Source organism: Vibrio sp. STUT-A16 (assembly GCF_026000495.1).
Taxonomy (GTDB): Bacteria; Pseudomonadota; Gammaproteobacteria; order Enterobacterales; family Vibrionaceae; genus Vibrio; species Vibrio diabolicus.
Genome location: NZ_AP026765.1, coordinates 2772041 through 2797908, shown reverse-complemented (window position 1 = coordinate 2797908; position 25868 = coordinate 2772041). Strand labels below are relative to the sequence as shown.

The window sequence follows — 25868 nt, the reverse complement described above, 5'->3', positions numbered from 1 at the left end:
TATACAGTAAAGACGGGTGAGAAAAAATTTCTGTGTGGGGTGCTTTTTTGTGATGAAGTGGGAAAAATGAGCCGAAGTGATTACAACGACTCATTAAAATTGAACAGGTTACGGACGAGTTGGGTTAATCGTGAGCGGCTCTAATGTGACTACTGCATTCACACCAGCACCTGGATGATCCACGTATGATGTGTCTTGCATTAGTGTGTAGTAAACGTCGACGAAGTCATCATCATTCGTTAGGACGCCGTCAGGGATCGTGTCGATGATCTTATTCGTGATTTGCGGAATAATCGCGTAAGCCTGAACTTCTGGATCTGGAATCGCTTTCAACACTTCTCCAGCAACTTGAACAAGGAGTTTTGCCAACTGTTTATAGTCTGTACCATCATCTTGTTCCATGAGCACGATGTCCGCAGCGCCCCAACGGTAACGAGACCAGTGAATAATGATCTGATTTGGGTAGTAATCTTGGTTATCGTAGTCTAAGTATGGAAGCTCTACTAAATCGAGAGTAGGTTCATCACGACTTGGATTGACGCCCGTTACGATAGCGTAGATTTCTGCCTTGCCAGAGATCCAAGGTTCTTTGTCATCGGCTAGACGGATCTTTTTCAACTGCGTTGTTTGAATTGGAGCCGCTTCGCCCACTGTGCTACTTGACAATAGCGGTGCATTTTGGCGTTGTTCATCAGCAATATATGGTTGAACTAAAGCTGGCTGACCGAGTTTTTTCATCTCAGCTTGCATAGCTTGCAAGCCTGCTTTTAGCTCTGCAGAGCTGTTGTTATCAACAACGAGTACAGGTACCTCAGGGAGTTGGTAAACATCGAGTTGATGGATGTTGCCATACACATCAAATGCTTCGATATATTGCCAATTCTCATCATCACCACTTGGTTCAAATGCAAATAATGGCTCGACCTCGCCACTTTGCCATGCTGTTATCATGCTCTCATTCGCTAAACGAACTTCCAGCAACTGATCTGAGTATTCAGAAATACCTTTCCAGCTACGAATTTGAGTGTCAGCTTGTACAAGCTGACGGCTAAACTCGGAGTTGGGGTTTTGTTGAACAAATGCTGATACAGAGACGCTAGTCTGTTGTGGAGTAATATCTCTTCTCAACATGGGTTCAATGGCAGCATAGTTCTCACTCAATTGTTGAGCGAGGGCACGCTTCGTCTTAGTGATATCTTCCGCTTTTGCGTTGGATACACTGTTGACTTGCGTTTCCTCTGATTGGCAGCCAATAAGTGCTAATGTACTGAGAACAGACAGAATGATGGTTTTCTTCATAATATGTCCTTTATTGATTTTATGAAATAGAGTTAATACTCTATTCATGGTGAGAATATCACCGGACATAGATCATTGAATTTGCTTTTCTATCTTTTGTGTAAACTTTGCCCACAGGATCAAAATTTATAAACTTCTCTTTAATGACAGCAAATATCGTGTCGCCTCACTACTTTGTGTCTATTTCTTGTCTAAGAAAGCCAAAAGCCAGTGGCAATTAAGCTACTGGCTTTTTTATTGAAGTCATTTCCCTGAGTAACAAGTGTTAGAACAATTTACTAGACCAACCAAGCTTGTTACGTAAAACGTGATAGTAGCTGTAGTCTTTGGGATGGATGAGTTTGAGCACATTTGGACTTTGATAGATGTGGATTTCGTCTCCTGGAGAAACAGGGAGAGACACTTGTCCATCACAGCTAACTTCTTGTGTTCCTCGGTTCTCTGGTGACACCACCAATTTAATTCGACGCTTTCCATCAACCACCAAAGGTCGACTCGACAAGGTATGAGGAAACATTGGCACGAGTGAAATGGCATTCAAGCTAGGCGAAAGAATTGGACCACCGCCAGAAAGCGAATATGCGGTCGAGCCCGTTGGTGTGGAGACAATCAAACCATCGGCTCGTAAAGAGAAGGCGAAGCTTTCATCAATGTACACTTCAAATTCAATCATATGGGCAATTTGCCCTGGGTGAAGTACAGCTTCATTTAGCGCAGCGTTGTGGCTTTTAATTTGCCCGTGACGGTGTACTTCCGCTTCTAAGAGAAAGCGCTCTTCTTCAATATACTCACCGTCGAGTACCGCTTGCAGAGACGCTTGGAACTCGTCTGGGTTTAAGTCAGTTAAGAAGCCCAGGTTTCCACGGTTCACCCCTATGACTGGTACATCAAATCGGGATAAAATTCTTGCCGCGCCTAGCATGTTGCCATCCCCACCAACCACAATGGCTAGATCGGCATTTTTTCCTAGTTCAACTAAACTGGCAAATTGACTCTGCGGGATATCATCCAGTATTTCGGCAAGGCGATCGTCAATAAATACTTTATAGCCTTCAGAGGTCAGCCATTGGTACAACTCTTTATGAGTTTGAATTGCTTGTTGATCTCTTGGTTTTCCGATAATCGCGATCACGTTACATGGATTTTTCATAGCATTTCCGCATTAAAGAGGCTTGAATCAGGAATCTTCATCCCCATAATAATGGCAAGTCACCTAAATATGCGAATTTTTATGTGGTTAAAGCCCGCAAAAACGCGCATGGCTTTAAGGGCATTATGTTGAATTCTGGAGATATCATGAGCAACGAAGAAAACAAAGTTACAGAAGAAGAGCTTGATCAAATCATCGAAGAGGCTGAAAAAGTAGAAGCTGAAGCACAAGAAGTAGAAGCTGAGCTTGAAGAAATTGGTGATGAGACAGACGCTAAGATTGCTCAACTAGAAGCGGCACTATTGTCTAGCGAGGCAAAAGTAAAAGAGCAGCAAGATGCGGTGTTGCGTTCTAAAGCTGAAGTAGAAAACATGCGTCGTCGTACCGAGCAAGAGATCGATAAAGCACGTAAGTTTGCGTTGAACAAGTTTGCCGAAGAGTTGCTTCCTGTTATTGATAACCTAGAGCGTGCAATTCAAGCGGCAGATACAGAGAATGAAACGGTTAAGCCGTTCCTAGAAGGTGTTGAGTTAACACACAAAACGTTTGTCGACGTTGTGGCGAAATTTGGCTTGAAAGCAATCAACCCTGAAGGTGAAGCATTCAACCCAGAGTTCCATCAAGCGATGTCGATTCAGGAAAGCCCAGATCATGAATCAAACACAGTTATGTTTGTTATGCAAAAAGGTTACGAACTAAACGGCCGTGTGATTCGTCCGGCAATGGTAATGGTTGCTAAATAACCTTAACTGCCTGTTTTCAAGTATAAAGCGCCCATCATTTTTTGATGGGCGCTTTTTTGTTTTAAACGTAAGTTGTTGTAATGAGCTTCATTGTATATCGATAAAATGGAAGTTTGATCCCCTTCATATTTTTTCTTATTGGTTAATTATTTTCCTATAGGAGATTTCTTCTCATCTCACTGCGTGTTTATGAACGAAGAGGGCTATAAGTAATTGTAATTATTCGTTGTGTGAATGTTTGTCCTGCATAGGAATGTAAAGATAGTCATTTTTTCCACAATAGTTTCGTTAACAAAAATGTAAATTATCACTTTATTTTGTAACCTTCGTGTGTATGATTTGCGACTAATGCTTTAAAAGTAAGCATATATAACTACAAAGATGTAAATAGCAAACACAACATATCGGAGATTTATAATGGATAAATCGCTTTCTAGTAAGATTTTTATAGGCTTGTTTGCCGGCCTTGTGCTGGGAACAGCAATTCAGTACTTATTTAGCGGTATTGCGATTTTTGATACATACCTACTTGGAGCAGCAGAAGGCGTTGGCGGCATGTTTGTCTCGCTGATCAAATTGCTTGTTGTTCCTTTAGTTTACGTTTCAATCGTATGCGGCATTGTTGACTTGAAAGACATCAGTGCATTTGGTCGTCTTGGTGGAAAAACTTTTACCCTCTACATTCTTAACACCATCATTGCGATTACGGCGGCTTTGACTGTTGGTTTGATTTTCCAGCCAGGAGCGGGTGCTAATCTGGCAGGAACGGTATCTGAGGCCGTACAGCTGACGACGACAGAAACGCCGGACATTTTCTCTCTAGTTGTTAACATTGTTCCTAGCAACCCAGTACAAGCGTTTGCTAACGGCGACATGCTGCAAATCATCTTCATGGCAATTCTGACAGGTCTTGCAATTCAAGCTTTGGATTCTCGTGGTGGTCCTGCCATCCGCACGTTCAAAATGGCAAATGAAATCATGATGAAACTGGTTGGGTTAGTGATGAGTCTTGCGCCATATGGTGTGTTCGCGCTAATGATTCAATTGGGTGCAACACTAAACGCCAATACATTGATGTCCGTGGCTGGTTATGTGGCCTTGGTGGTTGCGATGTTGGTGTTCTGGATCTTCTTCTTCTATCCAATGGCAGTAAGTCTTGCGACAGGGACCTCTCCAAAGACTTTCCTACGTGCAACTCGTGAGCAGATTCTGTTCTCTTTATCTACCGCGAGCTCAAACGCGACTATCCCGGTAACGATGCGAACACTGACAGAAAAGCTTCAGGTCTCTAAATCGGTTGCTGGCTTCGGTGTACCACTGGGCGCAACGATGAACATGTCTGGTGTGTCTATCTATATTGCTCTAGCAACGATGTTTGTTGCGAACGCTTTTGGCCAGCCAATTAACACCGCAGACATCTTCACGCTTGGTTTAACTATTCTTCTATTATCTATTGGTGCTGGTGGCGTTCCTGGAGGCGGCGTGGTAATGGTAGGCGTTTTGCTTCACCAACTAGGCTTACCACCTGAAGGCTTGGCAATTATTGCTGCGGTTGACCGTATTAATGACATGTTCTGTACGTCTTCAAATGTTGTGGGCGACACGGCGGTAAACACCATTGTTGCAAAAACAGAAGGTGAGATTGGTAAAGAAGAAGGCGTTGACGCTGAGCCTGCTCAAGCGAACGCATAATGTCTTGAATCATTTATTTCAACCCTAATATTGAAGCGAGCTCTTATGAGCTCGTTTTTTGTTTAGGAAGAGTCGGGCATAAATAAATTCATCTGGGAAATGGCGTTTTGTTGCGCTACAGCAGTGTGACGAGTTCCCAACTAATCAGAAAGAAACACATAAATTTCGAAAAAAGACGCTTTTTTTTAATTCTGCCCTTGAAAAGCATTTTGCCGCCCTTATCTATGTGGCATAGAGAAGCAAACATTGATTATTTTTGTTTGTGAGCAAGGGTTGAAACCCGATTCTCCTCCCCCCACATTGGGGTTATAACCAAACGAAAATAGAATTTATTCGGAGATAGCCAGATGGGTAAAATCATTGGTATTGACTTAGGTACTACTAACTCATGTGTTGCTGTATTAGACGGCGACAAACCACGTGTAATTGAAAACGCAGAGGGCGAACGTACTACTGCATCGGTTATTGCTTACACTGACGGTGAGACGCTAGTAGGTCAACCTGCGAAACGTCAAGCAGTAACTAACCCAGAAAACACGCTATTTGCAATTAAGCGTCTAATCGGTCGTCGTTTTGAAGACGAAGAAGTTCAGCGTGACATCCAAATCATGCCTTACAAAATTGTTAAGGCTGACAACGGTGACGCTTGGGTAGAAGCAAAAGGCCAAAAAATGGCGGCTCCTCAGGTTTCTGCTGAAGTTCTTAAGAAAATGAAGAAAACTGCTGAAGATTTCCTTGGTGAGGAAGTAACTGGCGCAGTTATCACAGTACCTGCTTACTTTAACGATGCTCAGCGTCAAGCTACAAAAGATGCTGGCCGTATCGCAGGTCTAGAAGTTAAACGTATCATCAACGAACCAACAGCAGCAGCGCTAGCTTACGGTCTTGATAAGAAAGGCGGCGATCGCACTATCGCGGTATACGACCTTGGTGGTGGTACATTCGATATCTCTATCATCGAAATCGATGAAGTTGAAGGCGAGAAAACATTCGAAGTTCTAGCGACTAACGGTGATACTCACCTTGGTGGTGAAGACTTTGATAACCGCCTAATCAACTACTTAGTAGACGAGTTTAAGAAAGAGCAAGGTATCGATCTTAAGAACGATCCACTAGCAATGCAGCGTGTTAAAGAAGCAGCAGAAAAAGCGAAAATCGAGCTTTCTTCTACTTCTCAAACTGACGTAAACCTACCTTACGTTACTGCAGATGCAACTGGTCCTAAGCACATGAACATTAAAGTGACTCGTGCAAAACTAGAATCTCTAGTTGAAGACCTAGTACAACGCTCTCTTGAGCCACTAAAAGTAGCTCTAGCTGACGCTGATCTATCAGTAAACGACATCACTGACGTAATCCTAGTTGGTGGTCAGACTCGTATGCCAATGGTTCAAGCGAAAGTTGCTGAGTTCTTTGGTAAAGAAGCGCGCCGTGACGTAAACCCTGACGAAGCAGTAGCAATGGGTGCTGCAGTTCAAGGTGGTGTACTTGCTGGTGACGTTAAAGACGTACTACTACTAGACGTAACTCCACTGTCTCTAGGTATCGAGACAATGGGTGGCGTAATGACTAAGTTAGTTGAGAAGAACACAACTATCCCAACTAAAGCGAACCAAGTTTTCTCTACAGCGGAAGACAACCAGAGCGCGGTTACTATCCACGTTCTACAAGGTGAGCGTAAGCAAGCGATGTACAACAAGTCTCTAGGTCAATTCAACCTAGAAGGCATCCAGCCTGCACCACGTGGTATGCCACAAATCGAGGTTACTTTTGACCTTGATGCGGACGGTATCCTACACGTGTCAGCGAAAGACAAGCAGACTGGTAAAGAGCAGAAGATCACTATCCAAGCTTCTGGCGGCCTGAGCGATGAAGACATCGAGAAAATGGTTCAAGAAGCAGAAGCTAACAAAGAAGCGGACAAAAAGTTCGAAGAGCTAGCGACTGCACGTAACCAAGCTGACCAAATGATTCACGGTACTCGTAAGCAAGTAGAAGAAGCTGGTGAAGCACTACCTGCAGAAGAGAAAGAGAAGATTGAAGCAGCAATTTCTGAGCTAGAAACAGCGCGCAAAGGCGAAGACAAAGAAGCTATCGATGCTAAAGTTCAAGCACTAATGACAGCTTCTCAAAAACTGATGGAAATCGCTCAACAACAAGCTCAAGCGCAGCAAGCACAAGGTGCTGACGCAGGTGCACAGTCTAAAGAAGACGACGTTGTAGATGCTGAGTTCGAAGAAGTTAAAGACGACAAGAAATAATACTTCTTAACCAGATGGCTGCAAAGCCATCTGGGGTCGATAAGACTTCGTGTGCGGGCGTTTGGGGCAACTCTTACGCCCGTCTGTTTGTAAACGCTGTCTTTCTAGTTAAGTATGTTGCGGATAAGTGCACTTACCTAGAACGATACAAACACCAAGCGGTGAATCGATGCCGTTTGTAGTAATTAACTGGTGACGAAGAACATGTCAAAACGTGATTTTTACGAAGTATTAGGCGTAAGCCGTGATGCCTCAGAGCGCGATATCAAAAAGGCGTACAAGCGTCTAGCGATGAAATTCCACCCAGACCGAAACCAGGGTGATGAGTCTGCGGCGGACAAGTTTAAAGAAGTAAAAGAAGCGTACGAAGTTCTGACCGACCCTCAAAAGAAAGCGGCGTACGACCAGTACGGTCATGCTGCTTTTGAACAAGGCGGCGGTGGTTTCGGTGGCGGCGGCTTTGGTGGCGGCGGTGCTGATTTCGGCGACATCTTTGGCGATGTATTCGGCGACATTTTTGGTGGTGGTCGTCGTGGCGGTGGTGGTCACCGTGCTCAACGTGGTGCGGACTTACGTTACAACATGGAACTGACGCTAGAAGAGGCGGTTCGTGGTGTAACGAAAGAGATCGAAGTACCAACACTCGTACACTGTGATACCTGTGATGGTAGTGGCGCGAAGAAAGGCTCATCTGCTGAAACATGTGGTACCTGTCATGGTCATGGTCAAGTACAGATGCGCCAAGGCTTCTTCGCAGTGCAACAAACCTGTCCAACCTGTCACGGTAAAGGCAAGATCATTAAAGACCCTTGTAATGAGTGTCATGGTCAAGGTCGTAAACAGAAAACCAAAACACTTAACGTTAAGATCCCTGCAGGTGTTGATACTGGCGACCGTATTCGTCTATCTGGCGAAGGTGAAGCGGGAGAGATGGGAGCTCCAGCGGGTGACTTGTATGTACAAGTGCACGTGAAAGAGCACCATATCTTCGAACGTGATGGTAACAACCTATACTGTGAAGTGCCTGTAAGCTTTGCGATGGCGGCTCTAGGTGGTGAAGTTGAGGTACCAACTCTAGATGGTCGCGTAAGCCTAAAAGTGCCTTCAGAAACGCAAACAGGTCGTATGTTCCGCATGCGTGGTAAAGGTGTGAAAGGCGTCCGCGGTGGCGGTATCGGTGACTTGATTGTTAAGTTGGTTGTTGAAACACCAGTAAACCTAAGCTCACGCCAAAAAGAGCTGCTTAAAGAGTTTGAAGAGTCTTGTGGTGGTGAAGCGGCGACAAAGCACAAGCCTAAATCAGAAGGTTTTTTCAACGGTGTGAAAAAGTTCTTTGATGATTTAACCAGCTAAGACGTTAGTGAAAAGCACAAATACAAAGGCCTGCTAAAATGCAGGCCTTTTTGCATCTCGGTGTTCTTCTAATTCCAGCAATCACTTGGTTCTTCGACATTTGTTGACGTTAAAGTAATCGTTTTAGCGCCAGTCAAGCACTCGTCGTCGTCTTGCCCCAGAGCCGATTTTGCTGTTGCTGTAATGGTATAGGCCGTACTTGCAGAGCTCGCAATATTGAAAGAAAATCTATCTGTGTCTGAATCGCATAGAGTGCATGTGCCTCCAGAGATAATATGACTCCAGTCGTACCCACCATCATAAGATGTCTCTAGCTCTAGCTGAATTCGACTAAGATCGCTCAAGGCAACCGTCCTATGAGACTTGAGCACATGATTGGTGTAAGAAGGGTAGGCGACAGCCGCAATGATCCCGACAATCACTACGGCTATCAGTAATTCGATCAATGTCATCCCTCCCAATCTTTTTTTGTAGCTGTTACAGCGAGAAATTCGAATCATCACGAGTAGTTTCCTTTTCACTTTTCCGCCTATTTTTGGCAGGTGATAGCATCTGTGCAAGATGAATTACGGCCCTTTTGCCGTTTACATAGGAATTTGGGAAATGCCTCGCGGGTTTACGTTGTTGGAGCTTCTTATTACTGTGGCTGTACTGAGTATTATATTGGCGTTTGCAGCTCCAAGCTTTAGCCGTGTTTCACAAACTGTGCAAATGCAGCGATTGGCAACTGAATTAGCTGGTTTTCTAAGCCAAAGTAAGTCCGAGGCGGTAATGAGAAATCAAAAGTTATATATACATTTCTCAATGGCTAAAAACGTTGTTGTCAGTCAAGGTGCATGGTCTCTACAGTTAACTGACTCATCTATCGGCTCAGGGGGAGTAATCTTAAACCTTTCCGGCTCCGCATACTCTGAATTATCTTTGAAGCACAGTTACGATAATCAAAAAATAAGCTTCGATGAGGTCCGTGGACGGCCCCAAGGAGGAAATATAGAGTTTTTCCCAACCAATGCTCAAAACATAAAACTACAAGCAAAGCTCTCAAACCCTCCTGGGAGGATTAAGATTTGTAGTAATTCTGGAGCGAAGTTATATGATTACCATCAGTGCTAACAAACGCTATCAAATAGGTAGCTCTTTAATTGAATTAATGATTAGTTCTTTAATCGGGTTAATTGTTCTTAGTGTAGTGGGCTCTATATTCTTGACTTTACAAAAAACAGCAAAAGAAAAAAGCTTAGAGCTAAATTTATTGCAAGGTCTTAATATCACTTTATCTGTTATGAAAGAAGATATTCAAAGAGCAGGTTATGATGGTGGGAACGGTAGTTCACTCAAATTATCCGGAGCTACAGGAACCATAATGCTGAGCGGCGCCTCTTCTGTTGGTTTTGTGTATTTTAAAGAAGACTCAGCTGCCAATGAAGACTATCGAAATATTAAGTATGAGAAGAGAGATACTCGGTTTTTTATATGTGAAAAAGGCGTTGTGTCTCAAACACAAATATTATCTTTTGATGGTATAGATTTTTGTCGTTCTCTATTTGATGATGATATTTTCCAAGTTACCCAATTCACCGTTAGTTCAGAAACAGTGACTAATGGAGGAAATGTAAGTTCGGTCACGAACGTTAAGTTAGGTTTGCAAACGATTGATGGAGTCTTTAGTGAAGTCGCGGAGTTTTCTATCAAACAAAGGAATTGGCAATGACATCTAAATATAACTATTCCGGTTATACCACTTTGCTTGTGACTTCTATACTTTTATTACTTGCTTTAATTGCATCATTAGCATCATCCAAAGGTGTATTTTTTCAAATAAAAGTTGCGCAAAACGAAATAAAATCTCGACAAGCACATTGGTTAGCTGAAGGAGGTGTTGAATGTGCATGGGCGCAATTTAGAGTTAGTAATATTGTACCTGCAGTAATAACAGATTGTGGCTCAGGGCTTTGGACGGTTCCGAATTTTACGAGTACTTCCAATGGGTATTTGGTTACTTCTAATGTTGGATTTACAAGCATTAGTAAGGAGATTATTTTGGGAGGTAACTTGAGCTATGGTGCAATGCAGTCTAGTGCCGACATTTATTTTCATTCTAGTGCAACGTTTTCTACTCCAGATCCAGGGGAATTGAGCAGCGATGGGTGGGAGTGTATTGCGTTAAGGTATAAAAAGCGCTTTTACTCCTCTTCAGTTGATAATAAAGGCGTAATTCATGGAGAGTCTCCCTATGCCGATTTTAACAACCCTACAAATAAAGATTGTGCAAACACGACGGCAAACCGTCATCTCTCATCTAGTGTTGGCGGGGTTGGTACTGGTGATGATTTTACTCAAGATACAGATTTAAAGCCATTTGAATCCTTCTTTGGAGTAAAGGCTGAAGAGCATAATGATGTCCGAGATAATGGTGTATTTCATGTTATGACGGGCTCAGGGGCTGGTGGCATACCTAATTGTGGTGCTGCTTTAACAGCAGAAATTCAGTCAGGGAAGCATCATTTATGGGTTGAAGGGGGCTGTGAAATCAAGCAATCGGAATACAATGATTTGGTGAATGCTACATCATCGACCAATGGCGTAACAGTGCTCATTCATGATGGTCTTTTCTCCGTGATGGGACCACCGAGCTCCGGCGCTACATCAAATAAGTTTAAAGGGGTCTTGTTTCATTTCAATCATGATTATGCTCCGGCAACAGCGGATTGGGTTGGGTTCGAAGCCAATGCTCACCTAAATCATGTGTCAAGTGTTGTAGAAGACTCATACAGGACAATAGCTTCTTATTATCAGCATGGTTCTTTTACGGTATCTGGTGGTCAATATTTTGATAGTGAAGATCAGGCAGCGGTTTTCTTCGATTCTTTGGACTTTAGATACAATAAAGATGTGATAGACAATTCAAGGAATGCGCATGCAATTCCTAGATGGAAGAAGGGCTCTTGGAATGATCTCTAAACAAAAAGGATTTAACCTTCTAGAAGTCTTAATTTCTTTCCTGCTTCTTGGCGTAGGCGCGTTAGGTTTAACGAAGCTAAACGTGTATCTAGAACGCGAATCCGAATATGCCATAAAAAGTATTGAAGCACTTCGTCTAGCAGAAAACCAGCTCGAATGGTTCCGGACGCGTGGTGCTTCTGCGGCGATGTCTACCATCACACCTGCAAATTTTGCTTCTATTGCAACAGGCTCTTCTGTTACTGGATCTTATGTCGTCGAGTGGGAAGTCCCAGCTGCCACGGTTTCAGGAACACTGAAAACTATCACCATTACCTCTAGTTGGAAGGATAGAATCGGCGAGACGCGATCAGTTCAGCTTAAAACGATGATCTCACAATACAGTGAATTCGAAAACTAAGTTCAATTGCATACATGGGCTGAGACAAATGCGGGTGTAGTTCTTGTTTGATACCGGATTTATCACGGTTAATAAATGGTTTTTGAACTGTTAATTGAGTTGATGTGCTACTGTTTTTATTATGTTTAATTGAAGTGGTGTTTTTGCAAAATATGTCTCCAATTATGAAAAAAAATATAGAACCTTGTGCTTTCTCCATTAGTGTTTACTAGAATACTCGTTGGATAGTAGGCCGTCATAATTACTCAAATAGGCCTTGGCACCAACATCATTCACTATGGAGTTACCATGAGTAACCAAGCTGTAAATAAGGCACCATCATCGAAGCCGAGCGGTATGGAGCGCTTTTTAAACTTTATCGAGAGGACAGGTAACAAAATTCCTGATCCTGCGATTTTGTTCTTCTGGGCATTGATCATTACTTGGGCGGCGTCAGCACTTTTGTCGAATGTATCATTCGATGTTCCAAACCCTCGAACGGGCGAAGCTCTTACCATCACTAATTTACTTACGGGCGAAGCGCTAGCAAGTTTCCTTGCTAACATGGTGACGACGTTTACTGGCTTTGCGCCACTGGGTATCGTACTTGTCGCAATGCTAGGTGTGGGTGTTGCAGATTCTTCGGGCTTTATTACGACGGGTCTTAAGAAGATGCTGAACTTCACGCCAGCTAAGCTTCTTACTCCAATGCTGATTTTGGTTGCTATTGTGTCGCATACTGCGGCAGATGCAGGCTATGTTCTGGTTATTCCTCTGGGCGGTATTATCTTCCATGCGGCAGGTCGTCACCCTCTAGCGGGTATTGCGGCAGCATTTGCAGGTGTATCTGGTGGCTTCTCTGCAAACTTTATTCCTTCAGGTATAGATCCACTACTAGCAGGCTTTACGCAAACCGCGGCGCAGGTTCTTGATCCTGAATACGTGGTTAACCCATTAGCGAACATCTTCTTTACTGGCCTATCTTCCATCATTATTGTAGCGATTGGTTGGTACGTGACAGAAAAAATCATCGAGCCTCGTTTGTCAAAAATGCCAATTGATGACGATGCGGAAACTGCGCCAAACCTAGGTTCATTTACTGAACTGGAATCAAAAGCATTCCGTTATGCAGGTTGGGCAATGATGGCGGGTATTGCTTTACTTGTTGTAGCGTTAATTCCAGAAACATCAGCACTTCGCTCGCCTGAAGGTGAAATTACGGCCTTCTCAGCACCGATAATGAAGTCTATCGTGCCGTTGATCTTTATTCTGTTTATCATTCCTGGTTACGTTTACGGTAAAGTGTCTGGAACGTTCAAGACCAGCAACGACATTATCAAAGCGATGGCTGATACTATGTCGACCATGGGCGCATACATTGTCATGTCATTCTTCTGTGCCCAATTCTTGTCTGCGTTTGCTCAATCGAACATTGGGACGATGCTGGCGCTATATGGTGCAGAAGGTCTGAAAGCGATGAACTTACCTGGTGAAGTGACCATCATTGGTATGATCCTTCTAACTGCGTCTGTAAACCTACTTATTGGTTCTGCATCGGCAAAATGGGCTTTAATTGGTCCAATCCTAGTGCCAATGCTAATGGCGGTTGGTATCTCGCCTGAGCTATCTCAAGCGGCTTACCGTGTGGGTGACTCTGTATCGAACATCATTTCGCCTCTAATGGTATTTTTCCCTCTTGTAGTGGTTTACTGTCAGCGTTATGTGAAGTCGGCTGGTATCGGTACGCTTGCGTCATTAATGATGCCATTCTCGATCGCAATGCTGATCGGTTGGTCTATCTTCCTAGTTGCTTATTGGATGGTAGGTATCCCGCTAGGCATTCAAGCTCCTTACACTTACACAATGTAAAAACGTGTAGGGTGTGAAAGCCGCTAATTGGCAGCCGAAAAGCGCAGGTCTTCGATCTGCGCTTTTTTGTTATCGCAAAACGAGCATTGATAGATCTTGTAACTAGGCTTTTTGGAGTAGCAAACTTTGCCCCGTGATGTGTTGCTGTAGTGAAACCGAAGTTAGTGATAAAATTCCTGAATTCAATCGTTTTTTGTTTCTTTGGAGCCTCCTTTGTCTAACCATCCGTTTACCCCTCAAGATGAATTGTTTATGCGCAGAGCGATGGTGCTTGCTGAGCAAGCAGAAGCAGAGGGGGAAGTACCTGTCGGCGCAGTGCTTGTCAAAGATGGTGAAATTATCGCTGAGGGGTGGAATCGCTCTATTGGTACTAATGACGCTACCGCACATGCTGAGATTCAAACACTGCGTAAAGCAGGCCAAAAGCTAGAAAATTACCGCCTTCTGGATACGACTTTGTATGTAACACTTGAGCCATGTCCAATGTGTGCCGGAGCCTTATTGCATAGCCGCGTTAAGCGGGTCGTTTTTGGAGCGCCAGATTTAAAAGCTGGAGCTGCAGGAACAGTGCTTAATTTGTTTGAAAGCCAAGCTGCTTACCATTACGCCTTGGTTGAAAAGGGGCTACTAGAAGATGAGTGCCGTACTCAGCTACAAGCGTTTTTTAAGCGTCGCCGAAAGGAAATTAAAGCGAAGAAACAAGCACAAAAAGCATTAGAAAATGGAGAGAGTGGACAAAACTATGGAAATAGTGAGAGTTAGCAAACATCTACTACGGGGTAGATGTTTGCCTGAACGTACTAGTGATTGACTAAGTGTACAAAAACACGATTACGTGAACTTACTTTCTTTTTCATACATGTCAGTTTACGTTTACGTCGGATAGCAGCTACTGTGTTATTTAAACGCTTTGACTGCACTCTACGTCTTCTCATATTCAAAACCTCCTGCAGACAAGACTTATACCAGTAAATAGCGGTTCATCGATGCTTTACAATAGGCTCGATAATCGCACTAAACATTTGATGGTTTAACGTTCTTCATTTGACTTCTGCATTGCACAGAGCCAGCAAACAATTTCAATACGGTGCTTAATTAATATGAGTGACGTTATTTCGGCAGAGCGTAGCCGATAGCGCCGCTTCATCAACGGAGCTAAACCATGTGGTTGCGAAGCAATCTGTTACAAAGCAATCAGTTTAACTAACGGTGAAAAAAGGCGACCAACCAAAGGAATGATTGAGTGTGGTTGGTGTCACTCAGAATATTGGATTCTAGATAAGTTTTCGCTAGGACTCAACAAAAATGACGAGCTCATGAGCTCGTCATTTTCTAGTTTACAGCGGGTCTATTCTTCAAGGCTTTCTTGTTCGGTGTCTTCTTCAACCGTGACGTCAGAAGCGCCAGATATTTGCTCTACAACGGTCTCTACTGCTCCTGATATCAAAATGTCAGGGTTGAGCGGCGGGATAACTTGCAAGTCATCGCTATTCTCATCAATCGCTGGTCTTTGGCTGACATGACCAATGATGGATTGATAATAACGTCGAATATTTTCTACGTAATTACGCGCTTCATCACCTCTGGCGTACCCATAGCGAGTTTGACTGTAGTAACGCTTCTGACGCAGTAAAGGCAATCTGTCTTTTACATCTGCCCAAGCGTTTGGATCGCCACCTTGCGCTTTAGTAAGTCGCCGTGCGTCCATCATGTGGCCGTAGCCAATGTTGTATGAAGCCAGGGCAAACCATATTTTTTCATGCTCGTTGATGCTATCAGGCACGCGACCTACAATGCGACGTAAGTACTCGACACCACCACGAACAGATTGCTCAGGGTCTAAACGGTTTGTTACCCCGACGCTTTTCGCTGTTGGCAGAGTAAGCATCATCATCCCTCTAACACCTGTTGGCGATTTTGCCGCTGGCTTCCAGTGTGATTCTTGATACGCCAATGCTGCAATTAATCGCCAGTCGAACTCTTCGCTGTATTTTTGGAATAAAGGTGCCCACTTAGGCAATTTGTCATCCAGAGCTCGAATGAATGCGCGAGTATCAACGTAGTCAAATGCTTCAATATGACCAATGTACTTCTCTTCGAGAGTGGACAGTTCTCCTGATTGTTTAATGTTACCGAAAAACTCTATCAACATCGCATACAAACTTTCGTCTTCAGAGCGTCGAGTAAACCACGATACTGGTTGATCTTCTGTAAGTTCAAACGCGAGCGCAAGATCGGGGTAAAGGCGCTGAGCTAGGGAAAGTTCCACAGAGTCAGTCACAGTAAAACGCAACTCACCAGTGGATACGTATTTAAGTAAGTCTCTCGTGTCAGCATCGCCAACAATTTCAAACTGCAGCTCTGGGTATTTCTTCTTTAATGCGGTTAGTGTCGGAACATATTGCGATTGTTCGACGATCTTTAATGTTTGCGCGCCTGCATTTGTATCTTCGTCAGATTCGCTGTCTTTCGATGCTTGGTATTCAATCAGCTGTTCGATATCACGTGGTCGAAGTTGCCCCTTTTTATACACAACTTGTTGGCTTACATAATAATAAGCAGGGCCCGGTCTAAAGCGTTTTACCGCTTGTGACGTTTGATTTAAGCCCGTAGCGATGAGATCAATATCTCCTTTCTTAAGAGCAGGAAAAAGCTCGGCTTGGCGAAAGGCAGGTTTAATCTCGAGCTTGACGCCGAGCTGCTCCGCAAACTGACGCGCCAATTCGTAATCCAACCCAGCGGGACCATCGGGACCAATATAATAGGAAAGCTGATTGTTTAGCGTGCCAACACGAAGCACGCCACGTTCCTGAATTTTTTCGAATTCACTTTTGGGTTCCGACTCAATCTGGCAGGCAGAGAGTAGTAGCACAGAAACAAAAATTAGGGCGCTGCGCTTGAGTCGGTTGAGCTGGCTTATTTGCATTAATAGGTACATCTTAGGAAATTTCTATTTGCCTTTATATCAAAGCGAGCTCATGGGGCAAAGTGAATCACACACTTATAGCGTGACATTGTGTGTTTTATCGACATTTTAGTCGTAATTCAAATTTGGCAAAAAAAATGACGCAAACGGTTGCTTTTGGTGTTACATCACAAAAACAATTGCTATATAATGCGCTCGCAATGACGAGGTGGAATCGGCATAGGTTCGACAGGGCTTATTTTAAGTGTCTGAATTTATTCCAATATCACCTTAATCAATTGCATAAGAGACCTAAGCACATGAGAATTTTGCGTGGCTCCCCAGCTCTTTCTGAGTTTCGTGTTAATAAACTACTGGAACTTTGTCGTGAACAAGATCTGCCTGTAACTGGCATTTATGCCGAGTTTATGCACTTTGCCGATCTAAAGTCTGACCTTGATGACCAAGAGTTAGAAAAACTTGAAAAGTTACTAACTTACGGCCCAACCATCGAAGAGCATGAGCCAGAAGGTCTTCTACTTCTTGTTACGCCTCGTCCAGGCACTATCTCGCCTTGGTCTTCTAAATCTACCGATATCGCTATTAACTGTGGCTTGGATAAAGTGAAACGTCTAGAGCGCGGTACGGCTTATTATGTCGAATCTTCAGTTGTTCTATCAGAAGCTCAAGTTGACGCTGTCAAAGCGTTAATTCATGACCGCATGATGGAAACGGTATTTACAGAATTTGAAGCTGCGTCAGCGCTGTTTACAGTCGCAGAGCCTAAGCCTGTGGCGCATGTTGATATCTTAGCGGGCGGTCGTCTTGCGCTTGAAGAAGCAAACGTTTCCCTTGGCTTGGCACTCGCAGAAGATGAAATTGATTACTTGGTAGAGAACTTTACTAAGCTTGGGCGTAACCCAAACGACATTGAATTGATGATGTTTGCTCAGGCGAACTCAGAGCACTGTCGCCACAAAATTTTTAACGCAGATTGGACTATCGACGGGGTAGATCAACCTAAGTCTTTGTTCAAAATGATCAAAAACACGTTCGAAACGACACCTGACTATGTGCTGTCTGCATACAAAGACAACGCGGCCGTTATGACGGGCTCTAAAGCGGGTCGTTTCTTCCCAGACCCTAAATCTCGTCAATACACTTACCACCATGAAGATGCGCACATCTTAATGAAGGTAGAGACGCACAACCACCCAACGGCAATCTCTCCATGGCCGGGCGCATCGACTGGTTCAGGCGGTGAGATCCGTGACGAAGGCGCGACGGGTATCGGTGGTAAGCCAAAAGCGGGTCTGGTTGGTTTTACAACCTCTAACTTACGTATTCCTGGTTTTGAACAACCATGGGAAACCGACTTTGGCAAGCCAGGTCGTATTGTTAACGCGCTAGACATCATGCTTGAAGGTCCTCTAGGCGGCGCGGCATTCAACAACGAATTTGGTCGTCCAAATCTATTGGGTTACTTCCGTACTTACGAAGAAAAAGTGACCTCTCACGCGGGTGAAGAAATCCGTGGTTACCACAAACCAATCATGATTGCTGGTGGTATGGGTAACATTCGTGACGAACACGTGCAGAAGAAAGAAATTCCAGTGGGTGCGAGCTTAATCGTACTTGGTGGTCCTGCAATGAACATCGGTCTTGGTGGTGGTGCGGCGTCTTCGATGGCATCTGGTCAGTCAGCAGAAGATCTGGACTTTGCTTCAGTACAGCGTGAAAACCCAGAGATGGAGCGTCGCTGTCAGGAAGTGATCGACCGTTGTTGGCAGCTAGGCGACGACAACCCAATCGCATTTATCCACGATGTGGGTGCGGGCGGTATCTCTAACGCATTGCCTGAACTTGTCGACGACGGTGAGCGTGGCGGTAAGTTCCAATTACGCGATGTACCAAACGATGAGCCGGGCATGAGTCCGCTAGAAATTTGGTGTAATGAATCACAGGAACGTTACGTTCTTGCGGTAGCGCCAGAAAACATGGAAGCATTCGATGCAATCTGTAAGCGTGAACGCGCACCATATGCAGTGGTGGGTGTGGCAACTGAAGAGCGTCATCTAACGCTAGAAGATTCTCACTTCGACAATACGCCAATCGATATGCCAATGGATATCCTGCTTGGTAAGCCACCGAAGATGCACCGCGACGCAACCACACTAAAGGTGGAAAGCCCTGCCATTGTTCGTGATGGTATTGAGCTTAATGAAGCGGTGGATCGCGTACTTCGTCTTCCAGCGGTTGCAGAAAAAACATTCCTAATTACTATCGGTGACCGAACAGTAACGGGTCTGGTTGCTCGTGATCAAATGGTTGGCCCTTGGCAGGTACCAGTAGCAAACTGTGCAGTAACAGCGGCAAGCTATGACACTTACCACGGCGAAGCTATGTCGATGGGTGAGCGCACGCCAGTGGCATTACTAGACTTTGGTGCATCGGCTCGCCTAGCGGTTGGTGAGTCACTAACGAACATTGCGGCAACAGACATCGGTGATATTAAACACATTAAACTGTCTGCGAACTGGATGTCGCCAGCGGGTCACCCAGGTGAAGATGCCGGTCTTTATGAAGCAGTCAAAGCGGTGGGTGAAGAGCTCTGTCCTGCATTAGGTTTGACGATCCCAGTTGGTAAAGACTCCATGTCGATGAAAACCAAGTGGGAAGAGAACGGCGAGAGTAAAGAAGTCACTTCTCCACTGTCTCTAGTTATCACGGCATTTGGTCGTGTGGAAGACGTACGTAAGACCGTGACTCCACAACTACGCACTGACAAAGGCGATACTTCTCTAGTTCTTGTTGACTTGGGTAACGGCAAAAACCGCTTAGGTGCGACAGCATTGGCACAAGTATACAAACAGCTGGGTGACAAACCTGCTGACGTAGATAACGCTGAGCAGCTAAAAGGCTTCTTTGATGCAATGCAAACACTGGTTCGTGATGACAAACTGGTTGCTTACCACGATAAAGGTGATGGTGGTCTATTTGTAACGCTTGCTGAGATGGCATTCGCGGGTCACTGTGGCGTAAAAGCGAACATCGCAGAGTTGGGTGACGATGCGCTAGCCGTTCTATTTAACGAAGAGCTAGGTGCGGTTGTTCAAGTTAAGAATGATGATCTGGATTCAGTTCTATCTACTCTGGCGGCAAACGGCTTAGAGGCATGTTCACATGTGATTGGTTCAGTTAACGCTTCAGACGACTTTATTATCTCTTCTGGTGATGCAGTTGTGCTTGAACGCTCACGTACCGAACTACGCGTTATCTGGGCTGAAACAACGCATAAGATGCAGGCGCTACGAGATAACCCAGCATGTGCAGACCAAGAGCACGAAGCTAAGAAAGACAACTCTGACCCGGGTCTAAACGTTAAGCTCAGCTTCGACGTAAATGAAGACGTTGCAGCACCGTACATTGCAAAAGGTGCGAAGCCTAAGATGGCGATTCTACGTGAGCAGGGGGTTAACTCCCACGTTGAAATGGCTGCAGCGTTTGACCGCGCAGGTTTTGAAGCAACCGATATTCATATGAGCGATATCCTAACGGGTCAAGCGGTACTGGATGAATACCATGGCCTAGTAGCTTGTGGTGGCTTCTCTTACGGCGACGTACTAGGTGCGGGTGAGGGTTGGGCTAAGTCTATCCTGTTTAACGCACAAGCTCGTGAACAGTTCCAAGCCTTCTTTAACCGTAAAGAGACGTTCTCTTTAGGTGTATGTAACGGTTGTCAGATGCTTTCTAACCTGAAAGAGCTGATCCCGGGTGCAGACTTGTGGCCACGTTTTGTTCGTAACGAATCTGAGCGTTTTGAGGCGCGCTTTAGCCTAGTTGAAGTTCAGAAATCTGATTCTGTATTCTTCGACGGAATGGCTGGTTCGCGCATGCCAATCGCGGTTTCCCACGGAGAAGGGCGTGTAGAAGTACGTGATGCAGAGCACCTAGCAGCGATCGAGGCATCAGGTACGGTTGCGGTTCGTTACGTGGATAACCTCGGTAACCCAACACAACAATACCCGAACAACCCGAACGGTTCGCCAAACGCGATTACCGGTTTAACAACAGCAGACGGTCGCGTAACTATCATGATGCCTCACCCAGAGCGCGTATTCCGCACAGTTGCAAACTCTTGGGCTCCGGAAGGTTGGGGTGAAAATGGTGCTTGGATGCGTATGTTCCAAAATGCACGTAAGAATATCGGTTAATTAACCTCAGGTTAATCTAGCTTAAGTAAAGCGTTGGTTGAGAGACCAGCGCTTTCTTTTTTCTTATCAATCTTTTTTCTTTGTCGCTTTTTCTAGTGACTGGGCGAAACGTTGCTTTGTTCTGCCTCTTCTTTGTCATCTATTATCTCGCGTAAAAAACTTGCAGCGTTTAGATTACTTTTATGCTCTAATACCGCGCTTACCAAGGGATGGTGTTAAACAGCTCAGCTTAGATGGAGTTATCAAGTTGACCGAATCCCTGATTGATCCCTAAATCCCTTAGGAAATGAAAGAAATGTCTAAGAATCCAAAATTTGCTATCCGCGTCACTGAAAAACGTAACGGCTGGAGCGCAGAAATCACTCGCCAAGTGACATCTCGTAAGACTGTAGTATCAAAGCGTGAAACTGGCTTTGACAGCGAAGAGAAAGCACAAGCTTGGGCTGAACAAGAACTGGCTGGTTTTATCCAAAACCAAGTGGTTCGTAACGAGCGTAAAGCAGCGCAACGTCAAGAGCGTGAAGCAGAACAACTAGCGGCAAAAGTTCGTAAAGAAGAAGCCCGCAAAGCACGTGACGCTGAAGTAGACGCTGACGAAGAATAGATTCAAGTCGGTGAGATGGTGACGTCACCCATCAAACAAAAAGTGAAAATGCCCTGAGCTTTGTCTCAGGGCATTTTTTATTGTATCGACTTAAAAACAATCCGAGGATACTGACAGGCTAAACGTACCGTCTTCAGGGGCTGCAAATTGTTTATTGCCAGGAAGAAGGTGAGGGTTATTAGCATAAGTGCGATGTGTTGACTTGCCCTTTGCCGAGTGCCTCTCTGGTAAATCAAAGTGTTGCAATCCGTCAGATAGATCGTTTGCTTCACCGTAGTCGAAATGCGTTGCGACGTCTTTAGGCTGCTTGGCATAACGACAGTGATCCGGCTTTCCATCTTCATGCCAAGTTAACGCGTTTGTTTTGGCGTCTAGATTCAGATTATTTGTTGTTGGTTGTGCGTAATGATCCTCAATAACTTGGTGCTGACTCTGCTCTTGTAAGTAGTCAGCAATGCTCTCAGAAGTCTGTGCCAGGCTTTGACTTGCTGGAACGAAGCAAGCAAGAAGAAACAATGTTTTTAAGTTGTTCATAGTGTGATGCAAGCAAAAAGAAATGATAGTACTGATAAATAAAACGGTGTGCAATTATGGTTGTTCGTTAAGAAACAGCAGGGCAGTTAATGTCTGCCCTGCATCTTTTAGGTATGGTTAGTATTGATAAGTGAGGTGCAGTTTGACTTCGCGACCAGGCGAAGGCACGCCATTAGATAGGTATGCTTCGTAGTAACGATCGGTTAAGTTTTTCACAACCGCGCCAACACTCAAGCCTTCGACTTGTTGTATTTCCCAAACCACGTAAGCGTTTTGTAGCGTGTATTGCTCACTTGGCGATTTCACTTTTAAATTGTTACCGCTTGCCTTGGTTTTGGTTTGCGCATCATACCAACGGACTTCCCAGCCAGTGCGTAAACCTGGAATCCATTCGTAACCTAAACCTAAGTTGATATTTAATGGTGGCACATCAGGGTGATCATCATCTGAACCTGTGGAGTCAGATAGACTGCCTTTGTTTTTGCCGCGAATGTAACTTGCTGAGAAATTACTGTAGAAATCTTCAATCCGGTATTGTGAAATTAGCTCAAAGCCGTAGTTTTTAAAGCCATCTAGGTTTGTATTCCAGCTTTGTAACTCAGTAGTATTTTTGTCGAGGTTTTCGCCCGTTCGTATATCAACTGTGTCGCTAACATCGTTATAGAACAAAGTTAACTCTGTTGCGAGGTTATCGCGAGAGTTCACCAGCCCTTCCGTTAAGTTGATAACGCTTGCTTGATAAGCATGGATACGAGACACGTCCAGATTCAAAGCAGTAGCCGTAGCGGTAGCTCGCGCATATTGCACTGAGTAGATGTTATCAACGGTTGGTGCTTTTAAAGCGTAGGCGTAGGAGGCGTTTAAACGCGTATTATTGGTCGCATCAAAGTCGATATCCAAACGTGGGCTAAAGCCTTTATGCGTCGTTTCACCGTAGTCATGTCCGGCGGCTGGATCATTATAATCCGGCGCGGCGTTCCCTTTTCCTTCACTCTTGATGTATTCGTAACGCAGAGAAGGTGTGATGGTTAGACGGTCTGTTGCTTGATAGTGATCAGCAATGTAAGCCGCATAAATTGACTGAGTGCCAGATGGTTCGTAGTAAGGGGTATACCAACCGTAGTTTTTGGCTTCATTACTGTCGTATGATGCGTTGAATACTAATGAGTCTCTATCGGTTTTTTGATATTGAAGCCCTGTCACTAGAGTGTGGTCTCCGAACTGCGCTTGGTTAAACACATCAACATAGTCACGCTCGTAACTCAACCAAGACTCGTGACCGTAACTGCCAACAGAAACGAACATTTTCTCGAATGCCACGTCAGGGCGAACCCAGTGACGATCGTTTTCAGAACGTGCCATTTTGATATTGAAATCAATATACGGGTTAGTCGGCATATAGTGGTAAGAGATGGTCGTGGTGTTATCCGTGTATTTATTATCGACGGTGTATGCGTATTTGGCTTTTTCTAATGATCCGTATTTCTTGATGTTGTACTCAGTGATGTTAGGCATTTTTCCGCGGCGGTTAGCCCAAGGTTTACGACCTTCATCTTTGTAGCGAGTGTGGCTAATTTCAAACTCGTGATCGTTGTTTTCATAACCTACTTTTACGAGCATGTTTTCTTGCTCATAACCTGAGTAATCCAGCGTTTCACCACCACCGACTTTAATGTCATCAGAATCTTTTACCGAGCCATTCGCTAGAAAATAAAAACCAGCATCGTTTTTACCATAGAGTGTTAGCGTGTAGGCATTCTCATCGCCGTTGTTGTTATATGCACTTGAGATGCGAGCACCAAAGTTTCTATTGCCGTACAGTAGGTCATCGACACTCTTGGTTTTAATACGAATTGAGCCACCAAACTTTCCGTTGAGTGCTCGATAGTCGTGCGCGCCCTTGATAATTTCTGCTTCACCAATCAAGAACGGATCAAAAAAGAAAGTTCCGTAGCGGTATTGTTGAAAGCCAATTGGAGCGCCATCGACAAATACGGCGATATCGCTTGGATCATCAAAACCACGAATATTAATACGTTCGCCGCCGGAACGGCCGCCGCCATCTAATGATGCGCCCGGAACGGCATCGATCATTGAGGCAAAATTGGAGTACTGTTGCTCTTCAATCTCTGACCAATTAATGGTGGTTTGCGCAGGCTCAGCAACGGTGATGGGTTTGGCATAACGCACACCGATGACTTCAAGCTCTTCATTTGGAGTTGTCTCGGCATATGAATAAAGAGGGAAGAGCAAAGCAAGTGAAATGAGATTTACTTTGAATGGATGACTTTTTAATCGTTTCATATTGATGATTTATAGTGTTTTTATGAAGCACGGATTATAAGAACATTATGATGATTAATAAATGATAATGAGATTAATTATCAAATGTGTTTTTGCGATGGCTTGTAAAGTTTTTTATCCATTCGTGGAAACTACGATGAGTATCGTTAGCTTACAGAAAACAAAAAGCCCAGCATCATGGACGCTGAGCTCATTGGCTTTTAAACAAGATGGTGCGAGCACTGTTAGCTAATCAAGTGCGTACTTGTTAGGAGTTACTGAGTTTCTAACGGGATCTGTCCGGTAGTCAGTGGCTCGACATCGAACTCGGTTAGTCCTTCAATGTAACTTTCAACGGCTTGTTCTACCGAATCATCACCTTGGTTGAAGTAAGCAAGGTGGAAGATCGCATCGCCTTCATTAACCAGTGGCAAAGTTTGTTGACCGATCACTAAGCCACGCTTTGGCGCTTTGAGCTCTACCTCATCATGTCCAAGAGGAGAGCTGATATAGGCGAGAGTTTCACCCTGTTCCACTTTGTCTCCCAGATTAACGACAGTACGCAAAATACCGTTACCTGACGCACGAACCCAGCTGGTGGACTTCGCTATGATAGGCTCAGGCAGCTTTTTTCGGCTAGCGCGCAACATGCCAATGGCTTGCATTACGCGCCGAACCCCGAGTACACCAGCGCTGATTGACAGTGGATCAAAACGCAATGCTTCGCCAGCCTCGTAGGTTAGCACGGGGATATCACATTTTTCTGCTTCACTGCGTAAAGAGCCATCACGCAATGCTGAATCAACAATCACTGGCGTCGCAAACGCCTGAGCAATACGCAGAGTTTCTGGGTTGCTTAAGTTTGCGCGAATCTGTGGCAAGTTCGTGCGGTGAATGGCCCCAGTGTGCAGATCCAAAATGTAGTCACAACGTTTGGCTATGTTGTTAAAGAAGCCGTGTGCCATTCGAGATGCAAGCGCGCCTTTTTCACTGCCAGGAAAACAACGGTTGAGATCTCGTCGATCGGGCAAGTACCGTGATTTATGGATGAAACCAAAAACGTTAACGATAGGTACTGCAATGACAGTGCCTTTCAGCTTTTGTGGATCCAGTTGGTTAATGATCTGACGAACGATTTCTACGCCATTAAGCTCATCACCATGGATAGCAGCATTGACCATTAACACAGGCCCTTCTTGTTTCCCATGGATGATTTCCACAGGAATAGATAAAGGCGAATGTGTGTATAGCTTCGCTGCTTCAAATTCGATCTCTAATCGTTGTCCTGGTTGTATTTGATGCCCTAAGAGCTCAAACACTTTGCTTTTTTTACTTCTGGCCATAAACCATCTCTGTCAAATGCGTTATCAGCAATGTAACAATTGCTGCAAAATCGCACTAATCATTCTCATTAAGGACACGACAAATTACTTTAATCGTCATGCGCGAAACCTCAGCATGTGTGAAGTTTTTGTTTTCAATATGATCTTTTCTATCAGTTTAATACATAACGAGAGGTACAGAAGGAAGAGCAATCATAGGCTTAAAAAATGTGACTGTATTAAAAATAATACTGATAATGAAGGACAAAAAAACGGACTTTTAACCCTACTTTTTATCC

The 25868-nt window shown here is 44.4% G+C and carries 19 protein-coding genes; 12 read left to right on the top strand and 7 right to left on the bottom strand.

Features of this window, described 5'->3' with window-relative positions:
* Positions 1 to 108 precede the first annotated feature (108 nt).
* On the bottom strand, positions 109 to 1299 hold the full coding sequence (locus OO778_RS13315; RefSeq protein WP_005391464.1) for a DUF3103 domain-containing protein: 1191 nt from the start codon (positions 1297 to 1299) through the stop codon (positions 109 to 111).
* Positions 1300 to 1564: 265 nt separating this feature from the next.
* Positions 1565 to 2449 (bottom strand): NAD(+) kinase, encoded by an 885-nt coding sequence (gene nadK, locus OO778_RS13310; RefSeq protein WP_264909948.1) that lies wholly within the window; start codon positions 2447 to 2449, stop codon positions 1565 to 1567.
* Between the two features lie 146 nt (positions 2450 to 2595).
* On the opposite strand from nadK, the gene grpE reads away from it, so the two are divergent.
* The 4 genes from grpE to dnaJ all read left to right on the top strand — a co-directional run bounded on the left by grpE (position 2596) and on the right by dnaJ (position 8498).
* On the top strand, positions 2596 to 3192 hold the full coding sequence (gene grpE / locus OO778_RS13305) for a nucleotide exchange factor GrpE (protein ID WP_012842091.1): 597 nt from the start codon (positions 2596 to 2598) through the stop codon (positions 3190 to 3192).
* Positions 3193 to 3609: 417 nt separating this feature from the next.
* A complete protein-coding gene (locus tag OO778_RS13300) occupies positions 3610 to 4884 on the top strand; it encodes a dicarboxylate/amino acid:cation symporter (protein WP_012842090.1) in 1275 nt (424 codons plus the stop codon).
* Positions 4885 to 5231: 347 nt separating this feature from the next.
* Positions 5232 to 7145, top strand: a complete 1914-nt coding sequence (dnaK, locus tag OO778_RS13295; RefSeq protein WP_048626076.1) for a molecular chaperone DnaK — start codon at positions 5232 to 5234, stop codon at positions 7143 to 7145.
* Between the two features lie 204 nt (positions 7146 to 7349).
* Positions 7350 to 8498, top strand: coding sequence for a molecular chaperone DnaJ (dnaJ, locus tag OO778_RS13290; protein WP_005391453.1), 1149 nt, complete (start codon positions 7350 to 7352; stop codon positions 8496 to 8498).
* 68 nt (positions 8499 to 8566) lie between these two features.
* On the opposite strand, the gene OO778_RS13285 is transcribed toward dnaJ, so the two are convergent.
* Positions 8567 to 8998, bottom strand: a complete 432-nt coding sequence (locus OO778_RS13285; protein WP_054867884.1) for a type IV pilin protein — start codon at positions 8996 to 8998, stop codon at positions 8567 to 8569.
* 103 nt (positions 8999 to 9101) lie between these two features.
* Here OO778_RS13285 and OO778_RS13280 point away from each other — a divergent pair, with 103 nt between their 5' ends.
* The 6 genes from OO778_RS13280 (at position 9102) to tadA (ending at position 14469) form a co-directional block, all read left to right on the top strand.
* Entirely contained in the window at positions 9102 to 9611 is a 510-nt protein-coding gene (locus OO778_RS13280) for a GspH/FimT family pseudopilin (RefSeq protein WP_074190962.1), read from the top strand.
* On the top strand, positions 9592 to 10209 hold the full coding sequence (locus OO778_RS13275; protein WP_074190963.1) for a pilus assembly protein PilW: 618 nt from the start codon (positions 9592 to 9594) through the stop codon (positions 10207 to 10209). The genes OO778_RS13280 and OO778_RS13275 overlap by 20 nt, the downstream gene beginning before the upstream one ends.
* The gene (locus tag OO778_RS13270; protein ID WP_074190964.1) at positions 10206 to 11459 is read left to right on the top strand and encodes a hypothetical protein; all 1254 of its coding nucleotides are present in this window, start codon (positions 10206 to 10208) and stop codon (positions 11457 to 11459) included. Before OO778_RS13275 ends, OO778_RS13270 begins: the two co-directional genes overlap by 4 nt.
* Positions 11449 to 11859, top strand: a complete 411-nt coding sequence (locus OO778_RS13265) for a prepilin-type N-terminal cleavage/methylation domain-containing protein (protein WP_074190965.1) — start codon at positions 11449 to 11451, stop codon at positions 11857 to 11859. Before OO778_RS13270 ends, OO778_RS13265 begins: the two co-directional genes overlap by 11 nt.
* Positions 11860 to 12147: 288 nt before the next feature.
* Positions 12148 to 13707 carry an AbgT family transporter gene (locus tag OO778_RS13260; protein WP_264909947.1) on the top strand — a complete coding sequence of 520 codons (1560 nt, stop codon included), beginning with the start codon at positions 12148 to 12150 and terminating at the stop codon, positions 13705 to 13707.
* 213 nt (positions 13708 to 13920) lie between these two features.
* On the top strand, positions 13921 to 14469 hold the full coding sequence (gene tadA / locus OO778_RS13255) for a tRNA adenosine(34) deaminase TadA (protein WP_005391440.1): 549 nt from the start codon (positions 13921 to 13923) through the stop codon (positions 14467 to 14469).
* A 586-nt stretch (positions 14470 to 15055) separates the two neighbouring features.
* Here the strand turns inward: tadA and mltF are convergent.
* On the bottom strand, positions 15056 to 16633 hold the full coding sequence (gene mltF, locus OO778_RS13250) for a membrane-bound lytic murein transglycosylase MltF (RefSeq protein WP_085343063.1): 1578 nt from the start codon (positions 16631 to 16633) through the stop codon (positions 15056 to 15058).
* A gap of 299 nt (positions 16634 to 16932) precedes the next feature.
* On the opposite strand from mltF, the gene purL reads away from it, so the two are divergent.
* Positions 16933 to 20826 carry a phosphoribosylformylglycinamidine synthase gene (purL, locus tag OO778_RS13245; protein WP_264909946.1) on the top strand — a complete coding sequence of 1298 codons (3894 nt, stop codon included), beginning with the start codon at positions 16933 to 16935 and terminating at the stop codon, positions 20824 to 20826.
* A 295-nt stretch (positions 20827 to 21121) separates the two neighbouring features.
* A complete protein-coding gene (locus tag OO778_RS13240) occupies positions 21122 to 21430 on the top strand; it encodes a DUF3622 domain-containing protein (RefSeq protein ID WP_005391432.1) in 309 nt (102 codons plus the stop codon).
* A gap of 90 nt (positions 21431 to 21520) precedes the next feature.
* On the opposite strand, the gene OO778_RS13235 is transcribed toward OO778_RS13240, so the two are convergent.
* The 3 genes from OO778_RS13235 to OO778_RS13225 form a co-directional block, all read right to left on the bottom strand.
* Positions 21521 to 21964, bottom strand: a complete 444-nt coding sequence (locus tag OO778_RS13235; RefSeq protein ID WP_048626084.1) for a hypothetical protein — start codon at positions 21962 to 21964, stop codon at positions 21521 to 21523.
* Between the two features lie 117 nt (positions 21965 to 22081).
* Complete coding sequence (locus OO778_RS13230; protein ID WP_225461961.1) at positions 22082 to 24268, bottom strand: TonB-dependent receptor; 2187 nt, start codon at positions 24266 to 24268, stop codon at positions 22082 to 22084.
* A 254-nt stretch (positions 24269 to 24522) separates the two neighbouring features.
* A complete protein-coding gene (locus tag OO778_RS13225; protein ID WP_005391426.1) occupies positions 24523 to 25590 on the bottom strand; it encodes a succinylglutamate desuccinylase/aspartoacylase family protein in 1068 nt (355 codons plus the stop codon).
* Positions 25591 to 25868: the final 278 nt, after the last annotated feature.

Excerpts from the sequence above, each read along its gene's own strand:
- OO778_RS13315 (WP_005391464.1), bottom strand. The coding sequence starts at position 1,299 with ATGAAGAAAACCATCATTCTGTCTGTTCTCAGTACATTAGCACTTATT.
- nadK (WP_264909948.1), bottom strand. The coding sequence starts at position 2,449 with ATGAAAAATCCATGTAACGTGATCGCGATTATCGGAAAACCAAGAGAT.
- grpE (WP_012842091.1), top strand. The coding sequence starts at position 2,596 with ATGAGCAACGAAGAAAACAAAGTTACAGAAGAAGAGCTTGATCAAATC.
- OO778_RS13300 (WP_012842090.1), top strand. The coding sequence starts at position 3,610 with ATGGATAAATCGCTTTCTAGTAAGATTTTTATAGGCTTGTTTGCCGGC.
- dnaK (WP_048626076.1), top strand. The coding sequence starts at position 5,232 with ATGGGTAAAATCATTGGTATTGACTTAGGTACTACTAACTCATGTGTT.
- dnaJ (WP_005391453.1), top strand. The coding sequence starts at position 7,350 with ATGTCAAAACGTGATTTTTACGAAGTATTAGGCGTAAGCCGTGATGCC.
- OO778_RS13285 (WP_054867884.1), bottom strand. The coding sequence starts at position 8,998 with ATGATTCGAATTTCTCGCTGTAACAGCTACAAAAAAAGATTGGGAGGG.
- OO778_RS13280 (WP_074190962.1), top strand. The coding sequence starts at position 9,102 with ATGCCTCGCGGGTTTACGTTGTTGGAGCTTCTTATTACTGTGGCTGTA.
- OO778_RS13275 (WP_074190963.1), top strand. The coding sequence starts at position 9,592 with ATGATTACCATCAGTGCTAACAAACGCTATCAAATAGGTAGCTCTTTA.
- OO778_RS13270 (WP_074190964.1), top strand. The coding sequence starts at position 10,206 with ATGACATCTAAATATAACTATTCCGGTTATACCACTTTGCTTGTGACT.
- OO778_RS13265 (WP_074190965.1), top strand. The coding sequence starts at position 11,449 with ATGATCTCTAAACAAAAAGGATTTAACCTTCTAGAAGTCTTAATTTCT.
- OO778_RS13260 (WP_264909947.1), top strand. The coding sequence starts at position 12,148 with ATGAGTAACCAAGCTGTAAATAAGGCACCATCATCGAAGCCGAGCGGT.
- mltF (WP_085343063.1), bottom strand. The coding sequence starts at position 16,633 with ATGCAAATAAGCCAGCTCAACCGACTCAAGCGCAGCGCCCTAATTTTT.
- purL (WP_264909946.1), top strand. The coding sequence starts at position 16,933 with ATGAGAATTTTGCGTGGCTCCCCAGCTCTTTCTGAGTTTCGTGTTAAT.
- OO778_RS13240 (WP_005391432.1), top strand. The coding sequence starts at position 21,122 with ATGTCTAAGAATCCAAAATTTGCTATCCGCGTCACTGAAAAACGTAAC.
- OO778_RS13235 (WP_048626084.1), bottom strand. The coding sequence starts at position 21,964 with ATGAACAACTTAAAAACATTGTTTCTTCTTGCTTGCTTCGTTCCAGCA.
- OO778_RS13230 (WP_225461961.1), bottom strand. The coding sequence starts at position 24,268 with ATGAAACGATTAAAAAGTCATCCATTCAAAGTAAATCTCATTTCACTT.
- OO778_RS13225 (WP_005391426.1), bottom strand. The coding sequence starts at position 25,590 with ATGGCCAGAAGTAAAAAAAGCAAAGTGTTTGAGCTCTTAGGGCATCAA.